This is a genomic window from Ruegeria sp. AF3, from assembly GCF_056536285.1.
In genome coordinates, this window is record NZ_JBQFJM010000002.1 from 717,808 (window position 1) to 733,561 (window position 15,754).

The 15,754-nt window shown below is 57.4% G+C and carries 12 protein-coding genes and 4 pseudogenes; 14 read left to right on the forward strand and 2 right to left on the reverse strand.

The window, feature by feature from the left end; translation table 11 throughout:
• Nucleotides 1-51 precede the first annotated feature (51 nt).
• The 11 genes and pseudogenes from paaZ (at nt 52) to ACR3FC_RS20140 (ending at nt 10,208) form a co-directional block, all read left to right on the forward strand.
• A complete protein-coding gene (gene paaZ / locus ACR3FC_RS20090) occupies nt 52-2,082 on the forward strand; it encodes a phenylacetic acid degradation bifunctional protein PaaZ (protein ID WP_480478174.1) in 2,031 nt (676 codons plus the stop codon).
• Between the two features lie 129 nt (nt 2,083-2,211).
• Nucleotides 2,212-2,958: a PaaX family transcriptional regulator C-terminal domain-containing protein gene (locus ACR3FC_RS20095; RefSeq protein ID WP_480478176.1), complete on the forward strand. Its 747-nt coding sequence runs from the start codon at nt 2,212-2,214 to the stop codon at nt 2,956-2,958.
• A gap of 189 nt (nt 2,959-3,147) precedes the next feature.
• A pseudogene (gene pcaF / locus ACR3FC_RS20100) lies at nt 3,148-4,349 on the forward strand (3-oxoadipyl-CoA thiolase).
• Between the two features lie 15 nt (nt 4,350-4,364).
• The gene (paaA, locus tag ACR3FC_RS20105) at nt 4,365-5,342 is read left to right on the forward strand and encodes a 1,2-phenylacetyl-CoA epoxidase subunit PaaA (protein ID WP_480476985.1); all 978 of its coding nucleotides are present in this window, start codon (nt 4,365-4,367) and stop codon (nt 5,340-5,342) included.
• Between the two features lie 23 nt (nt 5,343-5,365).
• Nucleotides 5,366-5,649, forward strand: a pseudogene (gene paaB, locus ACR3FC_RS20110) (1,2-phenylacetyl-CoA epoxidase subunit PaaB).
• A complete protein-coding gene (gene paaC, locus ACR3FC_RS20115; protein WP_480476987.1) occupies nt 5,649-6,407 on the forward strand; it encodes a 1,2-phenylacetyl-CoA epoxidase subunit PaaC in 759 nt (252 codons plus the stop codon). Before paaB ends, paaC begins: the two are co-directional and overlap by 1 nt.
• Nucleotides 6,408-6,413: 6 nt before the next feature.
• Nucleotides 6,414-6,872, forward strand: coding sequence for a 1,2-phenylacetyl-CoA epoxidase subunit PaaD (gene paaD / locus ACR3FC_RS20120; RefSeq protein ID WP_480476989.1), 459 nt, complete (start codon nt 6,414-6,416; stop codon nt 6,870-6,872).
• 13 nt (nt 6,873-6,885) lie between these two features.
• Nucleotides 6,886-7,959, forward strand: a complete 1,074-nt coding sequence (locus ACR3FC_RS20125; protein ID WP_480476991.1) for a 2Fe-2S iron-sulfur cluster-binding protein — start codon at nt 6,886-6,888, stop codon at nt 7,957-7,959.
• Nucleotides 7,960-7,972: 13 nt separating this feature from the next.
• Nucleotides 7,973-8,734, forward strand: a complete 762-nt coding sequence (locus tag ACR3FC_RS20130) for a Phenylacetic acid catabolic protein (protein ID WP_480476993.1) — start codon at nt 7,973-7,975, stop codon at nt 8,732-8,734.
• Between the two features lie 455 nt (nt 8,735-9,189).
• Entirely contained in the window at nt 9,190-10,065 is an 876-nt protein-coding gene (locus ACR3FC_RS20135; RefSeq protein ID WP_480478178.1) for an acyl-CoA dehydrogenase family protein, read from the forward strand.
• A 20-nt stretch (nt 10,066-10,085) separates the two neighbouring features.
• A complete protein-coding gene (locus ACR3FC_RS20140) occupies nt 10,086-10,208 on the forward strand; it encodes an acyl-CoA dehydrogenase family protein (protein ID WP_480478214.1) in 123 nt (40 codons plus the stop codon).
• Nucleotides 10,209-10,806: 598 nt separating this feature from the next.
• Here ACR3FC_RS20140 and ACR3FC_RS20145 read toward each other — a convergent pair.
• Together ACR3FC_RS20145 and uraH are read right to left on the reverse strand one after the other, a co-directional pair.
• Nucleotides 10,807-11,642 (reverse strand): annotated as a pseudogene (locus tag ACR3FC_RS20145) (urate hydroxylase PuuD); the annotation flags it as partial.
• Between the two features lie 133 nt (nt 11,643-11,775).
• On the reverse strand, nt 11,776-12,129 hold the full coding sequence (gene uraH / locus ACR3FC_RS20150; protein WP_480476999.1) for a hydroxyisourate hydrolase: 354 nt from the start codon (nt 12,127-12,129) through the stop codon (nt 11,776-11,778).
• A 147-nt stretch (nt 12,130-12,276) separates the two neighbouring features.
• On the opposite strand from uraH, the gene puuE reads away from it, so the two are divergent.
• The 3 genes and pseudogenes from puuE (at nt 12,277) to ACR3FC_RS20165 (ending at nt 15,650) form a co-directional block, all read left to right on the forward strand.
• The gene (puuE, locus tag ACR3FC_RS20155) at nt 12,277-13,689 is read left to right on the forward strand and encodes an allantoinase PuuE (RefSeq protein WP_480477001.1); all 1,413 of its coding nucleotides are present in this window, start codon (nt 12,277-12,279) and stop codon (nt 13,687-13,689) included.
• Nucleotides 13,686-14,171, forward strand: a complete 486-nt coding sequence (locus ACR3FC_RS20160) for an ureidoglycolate lyase (RefSeq protein ID WP_480478180.1) — start codon at nt 13,686-13,688, stop codon at nt 14,169-14,171. Before puuE ends, ACR3FC_RS20160 begins: the two co-directional genes overlap by 4 nt.
• A 55-nt stretch (nt 14,172-14,226) precedes the next feature.
• Nucleotides 14,227-15,650 (forward strand): annotated as a pseudogene (locus ACR3FC_RS20165) (uracil-xanthine permease family protein).
• The last annotated feature ends 104 nt before the right edge of the window (nt 15,651-15,754 follow it).

Consider the following 15,754-nt stretch of genomic DNA (forward strand, 5'->3'; position numbering starts at 1 on the left):
GAGACCGGCCTATGGCAGCGCGGGGATCGCGACTAAGACGAGGAGACGCTCATGACTATCCAACAGATTTCCAGCTTTGCAGCCGGTGAGTGGGTTTCGCCCGGCGAGGGTGCCCGCGCAATAACAAGCGCTGTGACCGGCGAGGTTATCGCCACAGCGGGTAACAGCGCGTTGGATGTCCAGGGGATGTTGGACTATGCGCGCAATGTCGGAGGGCCGGCACTGCGCAAAATGACGTTCCATGAACGCGCCAAAATGCTCAAGGCGCTGTCCGTCCATTTGGGCCGACACAAGCAGGTCATGTATGATTTGTCTTTCAACACCGGTGCGACGCAATCGGATCATATGATTGATATCGACGGCGGCATCGGAACGATGTTTGTCTTTGCCGCAAAAGGCCGTCGTGAAATGCCGGACGGTCATGTCTATCTGGATGGCGATGTCGAGCAGCTTTCGCGCAACGGTACTTTCCTGGGGCAGCACATTTGCACCCCGCTGCAAGGGGTGGCAATTCACATCAACGCGTTCAATTTTCCGGTTTGGGGGATGCTGGAAAAGTTTGCCCCAACCCTTCTGGCGGGCGTTCCGGCGATTGTAAAACCAGCCACGAGCTCGTGTTATGTGACCGAGCTGTGTGTTCGGTTGATGCTTGAGTCCGGGATCTTGCCAGCGGGTGCATTGCAGTTGGTCTCGGGTGGTTTGGGTGACATGCTGGACCGTCTGACCATGCAGGACGTGGTCAGCTTTACCGGATCCGCCGATACGGCCCTGAAACTGCGCTCCAACCCGGTGATCCTTGAGAACTCGGTACGGTTTGTTGCGGAACAGGACAGCCTGAACTGTTCGATCCTTGGCCCCGATGCCGCGCCGGGCACGCCGGAATTTGACCTCTTCGTGAAGGAAGTCCAACGCGAGATGACCACGAAGGCAGGGCAGAAATGCACCGCAATCCGTCGGATCATCGCGCCCGAACCGCAGGTACAGGCGGTAATTGACGCGTTGTCGGCGCGACTGGCGAAAACGACCATTGGCGACCCAAAGCTGGAAGCCACCCGTATGGGTGCGTTGGTTTCGAACGGTCAGAAGCGTGATGTTCTGGAAAAGGCAGCTATCCTTGGGCAAGAGGCCGAGCGTGTCTTCGGCAACCCCGATGATTTTGTGGTTGAGGGCGCTGATGCCGAAAAGGGTGCGTTCCTACCGCCCATGCTCTTCCATTGCGCCAATCCTGACGCGGCGCAACGTGTGCACGATACCGAAGCCTTTGGTCCGGTCAGCACTGTGATGGGGTATCGCGATCTTGACCATGCCATTGAGCTGGCGAACCGGGGGCAGGGCTCTCTTGTGGCGTCAGTAATCACCCATGATCCAGAAGTGGCGCGACAGGTTGCCATGGGATCAGGGGCTTATCACGGGCGTCTGTATTTCAACAGCCGTGACTCGATGAAGGAATCCACCGGTCATGGTTCCCCTCTGCCGCACATGGTTCATGGCGGTCCGGGACGCGCCGGTGGCGGCGAAGAAATGGGCGGGGTACGGGGTGTGAAACACTATATGCAGCGCACCGCTATTCAGGGATCGCCCGATCTGCTGACAGCGATTGGACGGAAATGGGTGCCTGGCGCGACCGAAGTCAAAGGCCCTGCTCATCCCTTTACCCGCCGGTTTCACGATTTGTCGATTGGCGAGACCCTTCACACTGCGACAAGAACTATCACCATGGAAGATATTGAACACTTCGCCAACTTCACCGGTGATACCTTCTATGCGCATATGGATCAGGCGGCAGCGGAACGTAACCCGTTCTTCCCGGGCAGGGTTGCACATGGGTACTTGCTGTTGTCTTTCGCAGCCGGATTGTTCGTCGAACCGAACGAGGGGCCGGTTTTGGCAAATACCGGTCTTGACGGGCTGCGTTTCATGAAACCGGTCGAGGCTGGTGACACCATCAAGGTTCGTTTGACGGTCAAGCGCAAGACCAAGCGCAATGACGACTACGGCGAGGTTCGCTGGCACGTTACCCTGACGCAGCAAGACGATGAGCTGGTCGCAGAATACGAGTTACTGACCATGGTTGCCTACTAGGCACAAGTGCAGGTGCGCAGGGGCTGGATGGCAATTCCCTCCGGCCCGATTATACTGTGCTTATGAAAGATACGGCCCCAGAATGGTTCGAAACCTGCGTCAGCCAGTTGACCACAACTGGCACGCAACGTGTGGTCTGTTTTGGTCACGATTTTCGGTGATCTGGCCCAGAGCGGGTCTGACCAGGTTAGTGGCGCGCTGATCACAGCGCTGACCAACCTTGCAGGGATCAAGGCCGAAGCCACGCGTGTTGCGCTGCACAGGCTGCGCAAGGAAGGCTGGATCGAAAGTACGCGGGTCGGGCGAAACAGCGTTCACAGATTGACCGAATTTGGCCGTAGTCAAAGCGCCGCCGCCGCCCCGCGCATCTATTCCCGCGAGACGAATACACCAGAAACTTGGCATGTGCTTATCGCCAACAGTTCAGACAGTTCGCGAAAAGAGTTAGCGGATCTGATGCTGACCGGAGATTATATTTCGGTTAACCCCACAACAGCCATGTCGGCAGGACCCGTCCCGGAGAACCTTGAAGAACTGCTGGGTGTTGAAAGCAGCGCTATTTCGATCCCCGGCTGGCTGCGCGACCTTTGTGGCCCTGAAGTGCTGAAGTCTGCCTATGATCAGTTCTTGCACTCCATTCAGATCACCGAGCAAATGCTGCCTGTCGATGGCGTCGGCGATCCGCTTAAAATAGCGGTGCTGCGCGTATTGATTGTGCATGGGTGGCGTCGTTTGGTCCTGCGCCATCCGTCCCTGCCTCCGGCCTTTTTGCCCGCCGATTGGAAAGGCGCGGAGTGTCGCGCGGCGGTGTCCCGATTGCTGGGACAATTGTCCAAACCGGATCTTGCAACGCTGGAATCTGCGGTGGGTGGTTGACTCGTTTTTTGCCGAGCTCGGGATGGCGCTCTTTGGGGTTGGAAGACGATGTGAAAGAAGTGCCATTTAATGTTACAGAAAGCTGACATAAGCGATTACATGGTAACATAATGCTTGCGCCGAATCGATTGAGCATTTATTAACCGACCAGACGGTTAATGACTTGTGTTCCAACGGGAGACCCAATTGATGGACGCCTTCATCTGCGACGCAACCCGCACCCCGATTGGGCGGTATGGTGGTGCGCTTTCATCGGTTCGCACGGATGATCTGGCGGCTATCCCGCTGGCGGCCCTGATGGCGCGCAACCCGCAAGTCGACTGGACCAGTGTGGATGACGTCATTTATGGCGATGCCAATCAGGCAGGAGAGAGCAATCGCAACGTTGCCCGGATGGCGTCCCTGCTGGCCGGATTGCCGACGGACGTACCTGGAACAACGATAAACCGCTTGTGTGCCAGTGGCATGGATGCCGTCGGAATGGCGGCGCGTGGCATCAAGGCAGGCGATTATGATCTTTCAGTTGCGGGTGGCGTGGAAAGCATGTCGCGCGCACCGTTTGTAATGCCCAAAGCGACGTCGGCGTTTACGCGCAGCAATGCGGTTTACGACACGACGATTGGCTGGCGCTTTGTGAACCCAAGGCTACAGCAGCAGTATGGTGTCGATTCCATGCCGCAAACGGCTGACAATGTGGCCGAAGATTATGGGATCAGCCGTGAAGACCAGGACGCCTTTGCCGAGCGCAGCCAGGCACGATGGGCTGCGGCGCACGCGGCAGGCGTGTTCCAAGAAGAAATCACGCCGGTTTCAATTCCACAGCGCAAGGGCGATCCGATTGTTGTCGATACGGATGAACATCCGCGCCCGGGAACCACAGCGGAAAAACTCTCGGGCCTCAAGGGTGTGAACGGGCCGGACAAAACTGTGACTGCAGGGAATGCCTCGGGCGTGAATGATGGTGCAGCCGCGATCCTGATGGCGAATGAAGCGACAGCGACAAAGAACGGCCTGACCCCGATTGCCCGTGTGGTTGGCATGTCCGTCGCGGGTGTCGAGCCTCGGGTCATGGGTATTGGTCCGGTTCCTGCCAGCCGAAAGGTTTTGCGCGCGCCGGGCTGAGCATCGACCAGATGGATGTGATCGAGTTGAACGAAGCTTTCGCGTCGCAAGGTTTGGCAACGCTGCGAGAGTTGGGCCTGCCCGATGACGCCGCCCATGTGAACCCGAATGGCGGCGCAATCGCCCTTGGCCATCCATTGGGGATGAGCGGCGCCCGACTTGTGTTGACCGCAGCGTACCAACTGAAACGCACCAAAGGGCGCTATGCGCTTTGCACAATGTGCGTCGGTGTCGGGCAAGGCGCTGCACTTATTCTTGAACGCGTGTAACGGAGGAGACGGGACATGTATGCCCAGATGGTAGAATCCGAGGCGTCTAACGATGATCCTGAAAAGCTTGCTGAATTTCAGGCGCGGATCGACGCGGATATCAAGATCGAACCCAAGGACTGGATGCCTCAGGGGTATCGCAAAACGCTGATCCGCCAGATCGGACAGCACGCGCATTCCGAGATCGTCGGACAATTGCCCGAAGGGAACTGGATCACGCGTGCACCGACGCTGCAACGCAAGGCAATCCTTCTAGCCAAGGTGCAGGATGAAGCCGGCCATGGGCTCTACCTGTATTGTGCGGCCGAAACACTGGGTGTCAGCCGTGATGAGATCACCGAGATGCTGCTGGACGGTCGCATGAAATACTCGTCGATCTTCAATTACCCGACGCTGAACTGGGCGGATATCGGCGCCGTCGGATGGCTGGTCGATGGGGCTGCCATCATGAATCAGGTGCCGCTGCAAAGAACGTCTTACGGGCCGTACTCACGCGCCATGATCCGCATCTGCAAGGAAGAAAGCTTCCATCAGCGCCAAGGCTATGACGCGATCCGCAAGATGGCCGAAGGCACGCCCGAGCAGCGCAAGATGGCGCAGGACGCGATGAACCGCTTCTGGTACCCGTCGCTGATGATGTTTGGGCCGTCCGACAAGGATTCCGTCCACTCCGCGCAGTCGATGGCTTGGAAGATCAAGATCAACACCAATGATGAGCTGCGCCAGAAATTCGTCGACCAGACCGTCCCACAGGCCGAATATCTGGGTCTGACAATCCCCGACCCGAACCTGAAGTGGAACGAGGAGCGCGGGCATTACGATTTCTCAGAGCCGGATTGGTCGGAATTCTTCGATGTGATCAAGGGTAACGGTCCCTGCAACGTCGACCGTCTGGCAGCGCGCAACAAGGCCTGGGATGACGGCAAATGGGTGCGTGACGGGCTGTTGGCCCACGCGCGCAAGAAACAGGCCGGCAATCTGGCCGCCGAATAAGCTTACCCTGAGGAGGAAACCCGATGAATACCGAATGGCCCCTGTGGAAATCTTCATCCGCGGTCAACATGGGATGAGCCACCGACATGTCGGCTCGCTGCATGCCCCGGACGCGGAAATGGCGATCAAGAACGCACGCGACGTCTATACCCGCCGCAACGAAGGCGTGTCGATTTGGGTGGTAGAAGCCAACAACATCTCGGCCTCGTCGCCCAGTGACAAAGGTCCGTTGTATGAGCCCAGCGAAAGCAAAGTGTACCGACACCCGACCTTTTTCGACATCCCCGAAGAAGTGGGGGCGATGTGATGACCCGCGACGAAGCGTTTCAGCAGTTCCTGCTGCGGATGGGGGACAATACCCTGATCCTGGGCCATCGCGTCAGCGAATGGTGCGGCCACGCGCCAGTGTTGGAGGAGGATATTGCACTGGCCAACACGGCGCTGGACCTGATTGGGCAGACCCAGATGTGGCTTGGCCTTGCCGGAGAGATAGGCGGCGGCAAAACCGCCGATGATTTGGCATTTCTGCGCGACGCGTGGGATTTCCGCAATGTGTTGTTGGTCGAGGTTCCGAACGGTGATTTCGGCCGCACCCTGATGCGCCAGTTCCTGTTCGATGCCTGGCATTCGATCATGCTCGGCCGTCTTCTGACATCTTCTGATGATCGTGTCGCCGCGATTGCTGCCAAAGCCAGCAAGGAAGTCGCCTATCATCTGGAGCGTTCGGCAGAAACGGTCGTAGGTCTGGGTGATGGAACCGAAGAAAGTCACACCCGGATGCAGGCGGCGCTGGATTACCTCTGGCCATATGTAGGCGAGATGTTCGTCAGCGACGACATCGACGCTCAGATCGCTGCGGCCGGGATCGCGCCGAACCCGGCCGATCTGCGCGAAGAATATGATGCGCTGGTCAAACGGGTTCTGGCCAAGGCGACATTGACCCTTCCGGAAAGCCGATTTGCCCATAAAGGCGGGCGGGACGGGCGCATGCATACCGAACATCTGGGCCATCTGCTGACGCAGATGCAGTGGCTGCAGCGCGCCTATCCCGGTGCAAGCTGGTAAAAGCGGATGCGGGTGTCGACTGACCAGATATGGAGCTGGCTGGATGCCGTGCCCGATCCCGAAATCCCGGTTATTTCCGTCGTGGATTTGGGCATTGTGCGCGATGTGCACTGGGACGCTGACACTCTGGTCGTAACCGTCACGCCAACCTATTCCGGTTGCCCGGCGACATCCATCATCAGTATGGATATCGAAACCGCCCTGCGCGATCACGGCATCGGAGATCTGCGCATAGAAACCTGCATCTCACCAGCCTGGACAACCGATTGGCTGAGCGAAAAAGGTCGCGCCAAGCTGGAAGAGTTTGGCATCGCCCCGCCACAACCGGCGGGCGGGCCAGAGCGCTGCCCGCATTGCGGCAGTAAAGCAGTTGAAAAGGTCAGCCAGTTCGGTTCGACCCCGTGCAAGGCCCATTGGCGCTGCACCGACTGCCTGGAACCCTTTGACTATTTCAAGTGCATCTGAGGAGGAGCACCGGATGGCACGTTTTCATGACCTGAAAGTCACCGACATCCACAAAACCATCCGCGATGCGGTTGTCGTGACGCTTGAGCCTGTCAACGGCGCGGCGGATCAGTTCGATTTCACCGCAGGCCAATACCTGACGTTTCGCCGCGACTTTGACGGAGAAGAACTGCGCCGGTCCTACTCCATTTGTGCAGGCAAGGATGACGGGGTACTGCAAGTCGGGATCAAACGTGTCGACGGCGGCGCGTTCTCCAGTTGGGCCAATTCCGAGCTTAACGTCGGGGACGTTGTGCAGGCGATGCCACCGATGGGCAGCTTTCACACTCCGATCGATGCGAATGCAGAAAAACAATACCTTGGCTTCGCTGGCGGCTCTGGCATCACGCCGGTTCTGTCGATCCTGAAGACGACACTGACCCGCGAACCCAAATCCCGCTTTACGCTGATCTACGCCAACAAGGGCATCAACACGATCATGTTCCGCGAGGAGCTGGAAGATCTGAAAAACCTCTTTATGGGCCGCCTGAACGTAATCCACATTCTTGAGGCGGATGCACAGGAGATCGACCTGTTCACCGGTCTGGTAACGCAGGAAAAATGCGCTGACCTGTTCGAACATTGGGTCGATACTCAGAACGTGGACACAGCCTTTATCTGCGGTCCCGAGCCGATGATGCTGGGGATTGCTGCCGCGCTGCGCGCGCATGGGCTTGACGACAGGCAGATCAAGTTTGAACTCTTTGCCAGCGCTCAGCCGGGTCGGGCTAAACGCAAGGAAGGTGCGGCAGATGCGGGCACGCAGGCTAACCAAACCAGCGCATCAATCACTCTTGATGGGTCCACTCAGACGATAACTCTGCCCAAGGACCAATCCATTCTGGACGCTGCCTTGGAAAACGCCATGGACGCCCCTTACGCCTGCAAGGCTGGTGTCTGTTCAACCTGCCGCTGCCGCGTTCTGGAAGGCGAAGTTGAGATGCTCGCCAATCACGCGCTTGAGGATTACGAGGTTGAAAAAGGCTATGTACTGAGCTGTCAGGCCTATCCGGTCACCGACCGCGTGGTCGTGGACTACGACCAGTAAATGGAGAAGACCGATGACTGACACCATGACACTCGACAGCTATCTGGCCGCCGGCGGTGTGCTGACCAACCCGACCAATGTTCCGCCGCGCTACCGCGCCGAACTCATGAAGCTGATGGCCACGTTCGTGGACAGCGAACTTGCCGGTGCCGCCGGATTCGCAGACATCATCAATCAGGGTCCGGGAATCAAGGAACGTATCGCAGCCGCGAGGATTGTTCTTGAGAAAACGGATCACGCCGATCAGGTTCTCAGGATAATGGGTGAGTTTGGGGCCGATACCGAGAGATATGCCACACATCATCCGTGGACGGCGCGCCTGGATCGTGACGCAGATATCGGTGCGACCCGCAGCGCGCATGACATGCGCCTTGCGGTATTCAATTATCCGATCTCGGGCTGGACTGACGCCGTCATCATGAACCTGCTGATGAGCCGTGCGGTCATGGAACAACTGGCCGAGTTTTCAATGGTATCCTATCAACCGCTGGCCGAAGCGTTCCGCAGCATCGCCCCCGTCGAAGCCCATCATGGCGCGTTGGCGCTGGAAGGTGCTGTGAAGCTTGCCGGGAACGGAGAGACAGAGCAGATGCAGGATGCGGTTAACTATTGGTGGCCCCGTGTTGCTGTGTCCTTTGGTGGCGATGATCTGAAACGGTTTGAGCTTCTGAAATCGCTGGGCTTGCGCCACAATGGCAACAACGCCCTAAAAGAGCGATGGGTTCAGGCAGCAGGCGCCGCCGTGAAACAGCTGGGCCTGAAACCACCGGCCTAGTTCTGTGTAAACGCCAAAGGCGCGTTGAGAGGCACTTCCGGGCGCGGGCGATGTGAAACTCGCCCGGCGGTGCAAATCTCCGAGTGGGATCTGGTCATCGCCTTAGGTATTGTTGGTCCACCAGATTCTGAGAGCAATGACCTGACGTTTCACGCCGGCAGATTGCGGTATTGGTATTTTCCTCTTTTCATATCTGAGTGATTGCGCAAACTGAGCGTAATCAAGCGCCAGTTAAAACTCAGCAGAAGACAGTGCCTTGGCGGCCGTGCTGGCGCGAACAGGGTTTGAGGATATCACCGCCACAACGCACCGGAAGGAACCGCCATGGATTTTGCCCCATCGCCGCGCGCCAAGGAAATGTATGACCACCTGAAAGCGTTTATGGAGGCGCATATCTATCCGCGCATACGCGATCACAAAGAAGAAATGGCGGCAGGCAGTTTCCCGGTTTCGTTTTGGAAGATCTCAAGGCGTTGGCTCGGGCCGAAGGGTTGTGGAACTTGTTCCTGCCCAGCCTGCGCGACGATGAACCCGGCACCCGACTGAGCAATCTGGAATACGCGCCGCTGGCCGAACTTATGGGGCAGGTGGCCTGGTCTTCGGAAGTGTTCAATTGCAGCGCGCCCGATACCGGCAACATGGAACTGTTGCACATGTTCGCCACTCCGGAACAGCGCGAGACGTGGCTGGTGCCGCTGTTGAACGGTGAAATCCGATCCTCTTTTGCGATGACTGAACCGGATGTGGCCAGTTCGGACGCGACCAATATTACCACTTCGATACGGCGTGAGGGGGATGAATACGTCATCAATGGCCGCAAGTGGTTCATCACAAACGCCTGCCACCCGAACACCAGATTGTTTATCGTCATGGGTAAAACGGATCCCAATGCGGATCGGCACAAGCAGCAGAGCATGGTCATTGTCCCAAGGGACACGCCCGGTTTTGAGATTGTTCGCAACCCCACCATTCTGAACATGCACGACCCCGAGGGTCATGCCGAGCTGGTCTTTAAGGATGTGCGCGTCCCGGTCAGCAATCTTTTAGGAGAGGAAGGCAGCGGGTTCGCTCTGGCGCAGGCCCGGCTTGGTCCCGGTCGCATCCACCATTGCATGCGATCGATCGGTGCGGCGGAAATGGCACTTAACCTGATGGTCGAACGCGCGCAGGAACGGAAGGCGTTTGGCAAGCAGCTTGCAGAACAGGGCGTGATCCGCGAATGGATCGCCAAGTCCCGGTTAGAGATCGAACAGGCGCGATTGTTGACCCTGAAAGCGGCCTGGAAGATTGATCAGGTGGGCGCAAAGAAGCATTCCGAGAGATTTCATTGATCAAAGTCGTGGCGCCCAATGTGCATGCTGCTGTCACGGATCGCGCGATGCAGGTCTTTGGCGCGATGGGCATGACCCCGGATACTCCGCTGGCCGACAGCTATACCTGGGCGCGCGCTGCGTTACGCGGATGGGCCGGATGAGGTGCATTTGCAGGCCATTGCCAAGCAAGAGTTGACGAACTCGAACTTTGGCATGTCGGCCCAATGGCTGACCCCTCCATCGCGCTAGGCCGGGGGCGGCATCAGGTCTTGCGCGCCCTGCTTTGTTTGAGCGGCAGAAACAGGGTACTTGTCCCGCGGCAGGGGGTAGGAAGTGAAGGGTAGGATGTAGCCCTGCGAAAATCCTACTGCCCTCTGACCTCGCGCACCCATGCGATGATGGTTTGTCGCGCTTCCACGTCCATTTGAACCGCTGAGGGCGGCGGCATGGCATGGCTGATTCCGGCCTGCAGGTAAATCTGGTCGGCGTGCCGGGCAACATCGCCGGGTGTTTCAAGATAAACCTTCTTGGGGCCCATTTCATGGTGCCATAAACCGGCTCGCGGGCATGGCACATCGAGCAGTTGCCCAGCACAGTGTCATAGGCTTCTTCAAACCCCGCAGCCGACGCAAATTTTTCTTCGTAAGATGTCAGCGCCCTTGCTTCGGCGTCTTCCCATGTTTCGCCGGTTCTGACAGAAGACAGCCATGCGATCACGATCATGAGGATGACAGTGACACCCCAGGTCCAGTGCGGCCCTTTCCCGGTCGCGTGCATCGTGTTGAAGTAGTGGCGGATGGTCACGCCGGTCAGGAAGATCAGGCTGGCGATGATCCATGAATACTGGGTGCCAAAGGCCAGAGGATAATGGTTCGACAGCATCAGGAACACGACGGGCAACGTCAGGTAGTTGTTGTGCGTCGACCGCACCTTGGCGATCTTTCCATATTTGGCATCCGGCGTCCGACCCGCCTTGAGGTCTTCCACCACGATCCGCTGGTTGGGCATGATCTGGAAGAACACATTGGCCGTCATGATGGTTGCGGTGAACGCACCCAGGTGCAAAAGCGCAGCACGACCGGTAAAAATCTGATTGTAACCCCAGGACATGGCCACCAGAATCACGAACAGCAACAGCATCAGCGCGGTGGGTTGCTCACTCAGGCGCGACTTGCACATCTGGTCGTAAAGCAGCCAGCCGATGGTCAGTGACCCGCCCGAGATCAATATCCCCTGCCACAAAGCCAGATCCGCTTTGGTCGGATCAAGCAGGAACAACTCGCCCCCGACCCAATATATGATCATGAGCAAGGCCGCACCCGAAAGCCATGTCGTATAGCTCTGCCATTTGTGCCAGGTCAGGTGCTCGGGCATACGCGCGGGTGCGACCAGATATTTGACGGTGTGATAGAACCCGCCCCGTGCACCTCCCACTCCTCGCCATAGGCCCCTTCTGGCAAGGCAGGGTTCGGCTTAAGCATAAGGTCGAGCGCGATAAAATAGAATGACGCGCCGATCCACGCCATCGCCGTGATCACATGCAGCCAGCGGACGGAAAAGGCCATCCACTCCCACAAAACAGCCAGGTCATACATGGCGTTGCTCCTACATATCCAAGTTCTTCGGCACTCTAGGTGATAGAGTTTTCATCGGGTATTGCTACGAAAGATCAAGCAGTATCAAAAATAACAATACAATGTCAGTCTACAGGATCACGCGGCGCAACGCTCAGCTTCCGCGATAGGTCGCGTAGCTGAAAGGCGAAAGTAGTAGCGGAACATGATAATGGGCGTGTTCGGACATTCCGAACCGGATCGGAATCAATTCCAGAAAACGCGGGCTTTCAGGCGGCACGCCACTGGCGTCGAGGTATTCGCCCGCATGAAACACCAATTCGTATTCGCCTGTCGAAAACTCGGCTTCGGGAAGGATTTGTTCATCGGTGCGACCGTCTTCGTTGGTGAGCAGAGTTTTCAGCAACGCGCGGTCTGTTCCGTTGATCCGGAACAACTCGATCTTCATCCCTTTGGCAGGGCAGCCCCGTGCCGTATCCAGGACATGTGTTGTAAGGTAACCGGCCATTTGCACCTCTCGCTAAGCATCGCTGTTACTATTGCAATACCCTTGCGGCAGGCAAAGGCAGTCTGTCAAAAGACTGCTTACAGTATTTTTTGAAAAACATAGGTGATTGTTTGGGTTATTCGTCTTTTCACCAAGAGGGAAATTGATGTGACGCGGTATCCACGAGACATGACCGGCTATGGCCGGCAAGTGCCAAACGCAAACTGGCCAAACGGGGCCAAAATCGCAGTTCAGATTGTGCTGAACTATGAAGAAGGCGGCGAAAACAACGTTTTGCACGGGGATGCCGCATCCGAGGCGTTTCTTTCCGAAATCACTGGTGCGGCCCCTTGGCCGGGGCAAAGGCACTGGAACATGGAATCCATTTACGAATACGGCAGCCGCACAGGGTTCTGGCGGGTGCATCGGCTTTTGCAGGACCTTCCTGTCACGGTTTATGGCGTTGCCACAGCATTGGCCCGTGCACCGGCGCAGGTTGCGGCGATGAAGGCCGCAGGCTGGGAGATTGCCAGCCATGGCCTGAAATGGGTTGAGCACAAGGACATGGATGCGGAAGAAGAACGCGCCCAGATCCGTGAAGCGATCCGGCTTCATGCCGAGGTTGTGGGCAAACCACCGCGTGGCTGGTACACGGGCCGCTGTTCGATGAACACGGTCGATCTGGCCGCCGCCGAAGGCGAGCTGGCCTATATTGCCGACAGCTATGCCGACGATTTGCCTTATTGGGTCAAGGCTGGTGGCAAGGATCAGTTGATCGTGCCTTACACAATGGATTGCAACGATATGCGGTTTGCAATTCAGGCGGGCTATACCAACGGCGAACAGTTTGAAAGCTATCTCAAGGACAGCTTCGACATGCTCTACGCCGAAGGCCAAGCGGGCGAGCCGAAGATGCTTTCGATCGGACTGCATTGCCGCCTCATCGGCCGCCCTGGTCGCGCCATGGCCCTGAAACGCGCACTCGACCACTTCAAGAAACATGACGGGGTCTGGTTTGCCACCCGCGAACAAATTGCTGATCACTGGGCGCAAACGCATCCGCCAAGTCAACGGCTGACCCCGTCGGAAATGGACCGGCCAAATTTTGTTGCTGAATTTGGCGGTGTGTTCGAACACAGCCCGTGGATTGCCCAAGCGGCCTTTGATCTGGAGCTGGGCCCCACACATGACAATGCCGCAGGTGTTCACAACGCGCTGGCGCGCGTATTCCGTTCCGCCACAACCGAGCAGCGGCTTGGCGTCCTGACAGCCCACCCTGATTTGGCAGGCAAACTTGCTGCTGCGGGACGTCTGACCAAGGAAAGCACGGCAGAACAGGCTGGGGCAGGTCTGGACATGCTGACGGATGAAGAACGTGTGACCTTCACGACCCTGAACGACGCCTACACAACCAAGTTCGGCTTTCCTTTTATCATTGCGGTCAAGGACAACACCAAAGCAAGCATTCTGGAGGCTTTTCACCGTCGGATAGATAGTGACCGAGACACCGAATTCGCTGAGGCCTGCCGTCAGGTCGAACGGATTGCCGAGTTGCGGTTGATCGAGAAATTCGCGCAATGACATCCACGCTGAAACTCCGGCCACTGACCGCCGAGGCCTTTGCGCCGTTCGGCGATGTCATCGAGGTGTCTGGGGCGGTGGACAAATACATCAATCAGGGAAAATGCGCACGATACCATGATCGCGCCCAGCTGGATTTCCATGAGGGGCGCGCAGGGATCAGCGTTTTCCAATCCCGGGCCTTCAACCTGCCTATCAAACTTGAAATGGTCGAGCGCCACCCCGACGGCAGCCAGGCCTTTCTGCCGCTTTCAGATAAACCCTTTGTCGTTGTTGTGGCGCCCGACAACGCGGGTGTGCCGGGTGAGCCTGTTGCATTCATCACCGCGCCCGGACAGGGCGTGAATTATCACCGGAACACCTGGCACGGGGTTCTGACACCGCTTCATCCCCCTGGGTTGTTCGCCGTGGTCGACCGAATAGGAAACGGGCCAAACCTTGAGGAGTATTGGTTCCAGAATGCCTACACGATCACTGAATAGGGGACATTGCCGGAAGAGGGGCCGGCCCACGTAGTTTTTTGGGAGGAAAAACGCGATGTCAGATGCAACTTTAGGGACGCCGGAGCAGCTCCGTGACCCGAACTACACCCCGCCAATTCTGAAGGCGGTTCCTTTGGGAATTCAGCACGTGCTGGCGATGTTCGTTTCCAACGTCACGCCAGCGATCATCGTTTGCGGTGCGGCGGGTTTCGGGTTTGGTTCGAACAGCCCCGATTTCCCGCAGATGATTTACATGATCCAGATGTCGATGTTCTTTGCGGGTGTTGCGACACTGTTCCAGACCATTGGGCTGGGGCCTGTTGGTGCCCGCCTGCCAATCGTGCAGGGACGTCATTTGCCTTTATTCCGATCATGATCCCGTTGGTGGTTGGAAAGGGCGTTGATGCGATTGCCGTATTGATGGGTGGTATAGTCGTTGGCGGCCTGTTTCATGCCAGCCTTGGGTTGTTCATTGGCCGTATTCGCTTTGCGCTTCCGCCCTTGGTTACCGGTCTTGTTGTCACCATGATCGGGCTTGCGCTTGTCAAAGTCGGCATCCAGTACGCGGCAGGCGGTGTACCCGCCATCGGTACCGAAGAGTACGGCTCTGGTCTGAACTGGCTCATGGCCGGAACTGTGATTGTTGTTACTTTGGGCCTGAAGTTTTTTGCCCGTGGTATGCTGTCGGTGTCGGCGGTTCTGATTGGCCTGTTGGTCGGCTACGTGGTGGCATTCGCACTGGGTCAGGTGAATTTGGGCAATGTCGGGCGCGCGTCTCCGTTTGCCATGCCGAACCCGTTTCACTTCGGTATCGAGTTTTCATTCGCGGCGATCATTGGGTTCTGTGCGATGTCTTTCGTGTCGGCTGTTGAAACGGTCGGGGATGTGTCCGGTATCACCAAAGGGGGCGCGGGACGCGAGGCAACCGACAAGGAAATTCAGGGCGCGACTTTTGCCGATGGTCTTGGAACTGCTGTATCAGGCATCTTTGGGGCCCTGCCGAACACGTCGTTCAGTCAGAATGTCGGCCTGATCGCGATGACCGGCGTCATGAGCCGCACGGTCGTAACCATAGGTGCCCTGTTCCTGATCATATGCGGGCTTATCCCCAAGATCGGCGCGGTGATCTCGTCCGTTCCGATCGAGGTTCTGGGCGGCGGTGTGATCGTGATGTTCGGTATGGTGGTTGCAGCTGGTGTCTCGATGCTGTCGGACGTGACGTGGAACCGCCGCAACATGGTGATCTTTGCGATTTCACTCAGCCTGGGTCTGGGCTTGCAATTAGAGCCCGGCGCTTTACAGCATCTGCCCGGAACTCTCAAAGTTCTGGCGACATCCGGGATATTGCCTGCTGCTATCATTGCCATTGTCTTGAATCTGGTTCTGCCCGAAGAGCTTTCGGATGAAGCGACGGAAGAGGTGTCCGGTGGAATGGCAGGCCACGGGTTGGGCTTTATCAAACAGGACGATCACGTCTGACCGGTTCAGCCCGGAATTGTAGATGAAAAAGCGGCGTACGTAGTGCGCCGCTTTTTGGTTTCAGGCCTGGCAGGCTTGGCCCATCGCTCACATAAGAAACGCGT

Bases quoted from the DNA above. Each gene is read 5' to 3' on its own strand.
- paaZ (WP_480478174.1), top strand. From the start codon at position 52: ATGACTATCCAACAGATTTCCAGCTTTGCAGCCGGTGAGTGGGTTTCG.
- paaA (WP_480476985.1), top strand. From the start codon at position 4,365: ATGTATGCCCAGATGGTAGAATCCGAGGCGTCTAACGATGATCCTGAA.
- paaC (WP_480476987.1), top strand. From the start codon at position 5,649: ATGACCCGCGACGAAGCGTTTCAGCAGTTCCTGCTGCGGATGGGGGAC.
- paaD (WP_480476989.1), top strand. From the start codon at position 6,414: ATGCGGGTGTCGACTGACCAGATATGGAGCTGGCTGGATGCCGTGCCC.
- ACR3FC_RS20125 (WP_480476991.1), top strand. From the start codon at position 6,886: ATGGCACGTTTTCATGACCTGAAAGTCACCGACATCCACAAAACCATC.
- ACR3FC_RS20130 (WP_480476993.1), top strand. From the start codon at position 7,973: ATGACTGACACCATGACACTCGACAGCTATCTGGCCGCCGGCGGTGTG.
- uraH (WP_480476999.1), bottom strand. From the start codon at position 12,129: ATGGCCGGTTACCTTACAACACATGTCCTGGATACGGCACGGGGCTGC.
- ACR3FC_RS20160 (WP_480478180.1), top strand. From the start codon at position 13,686: ATGACATCCACGCTGAAACTCCGGCCACTGACCGCCGAGGCCTTTGCG.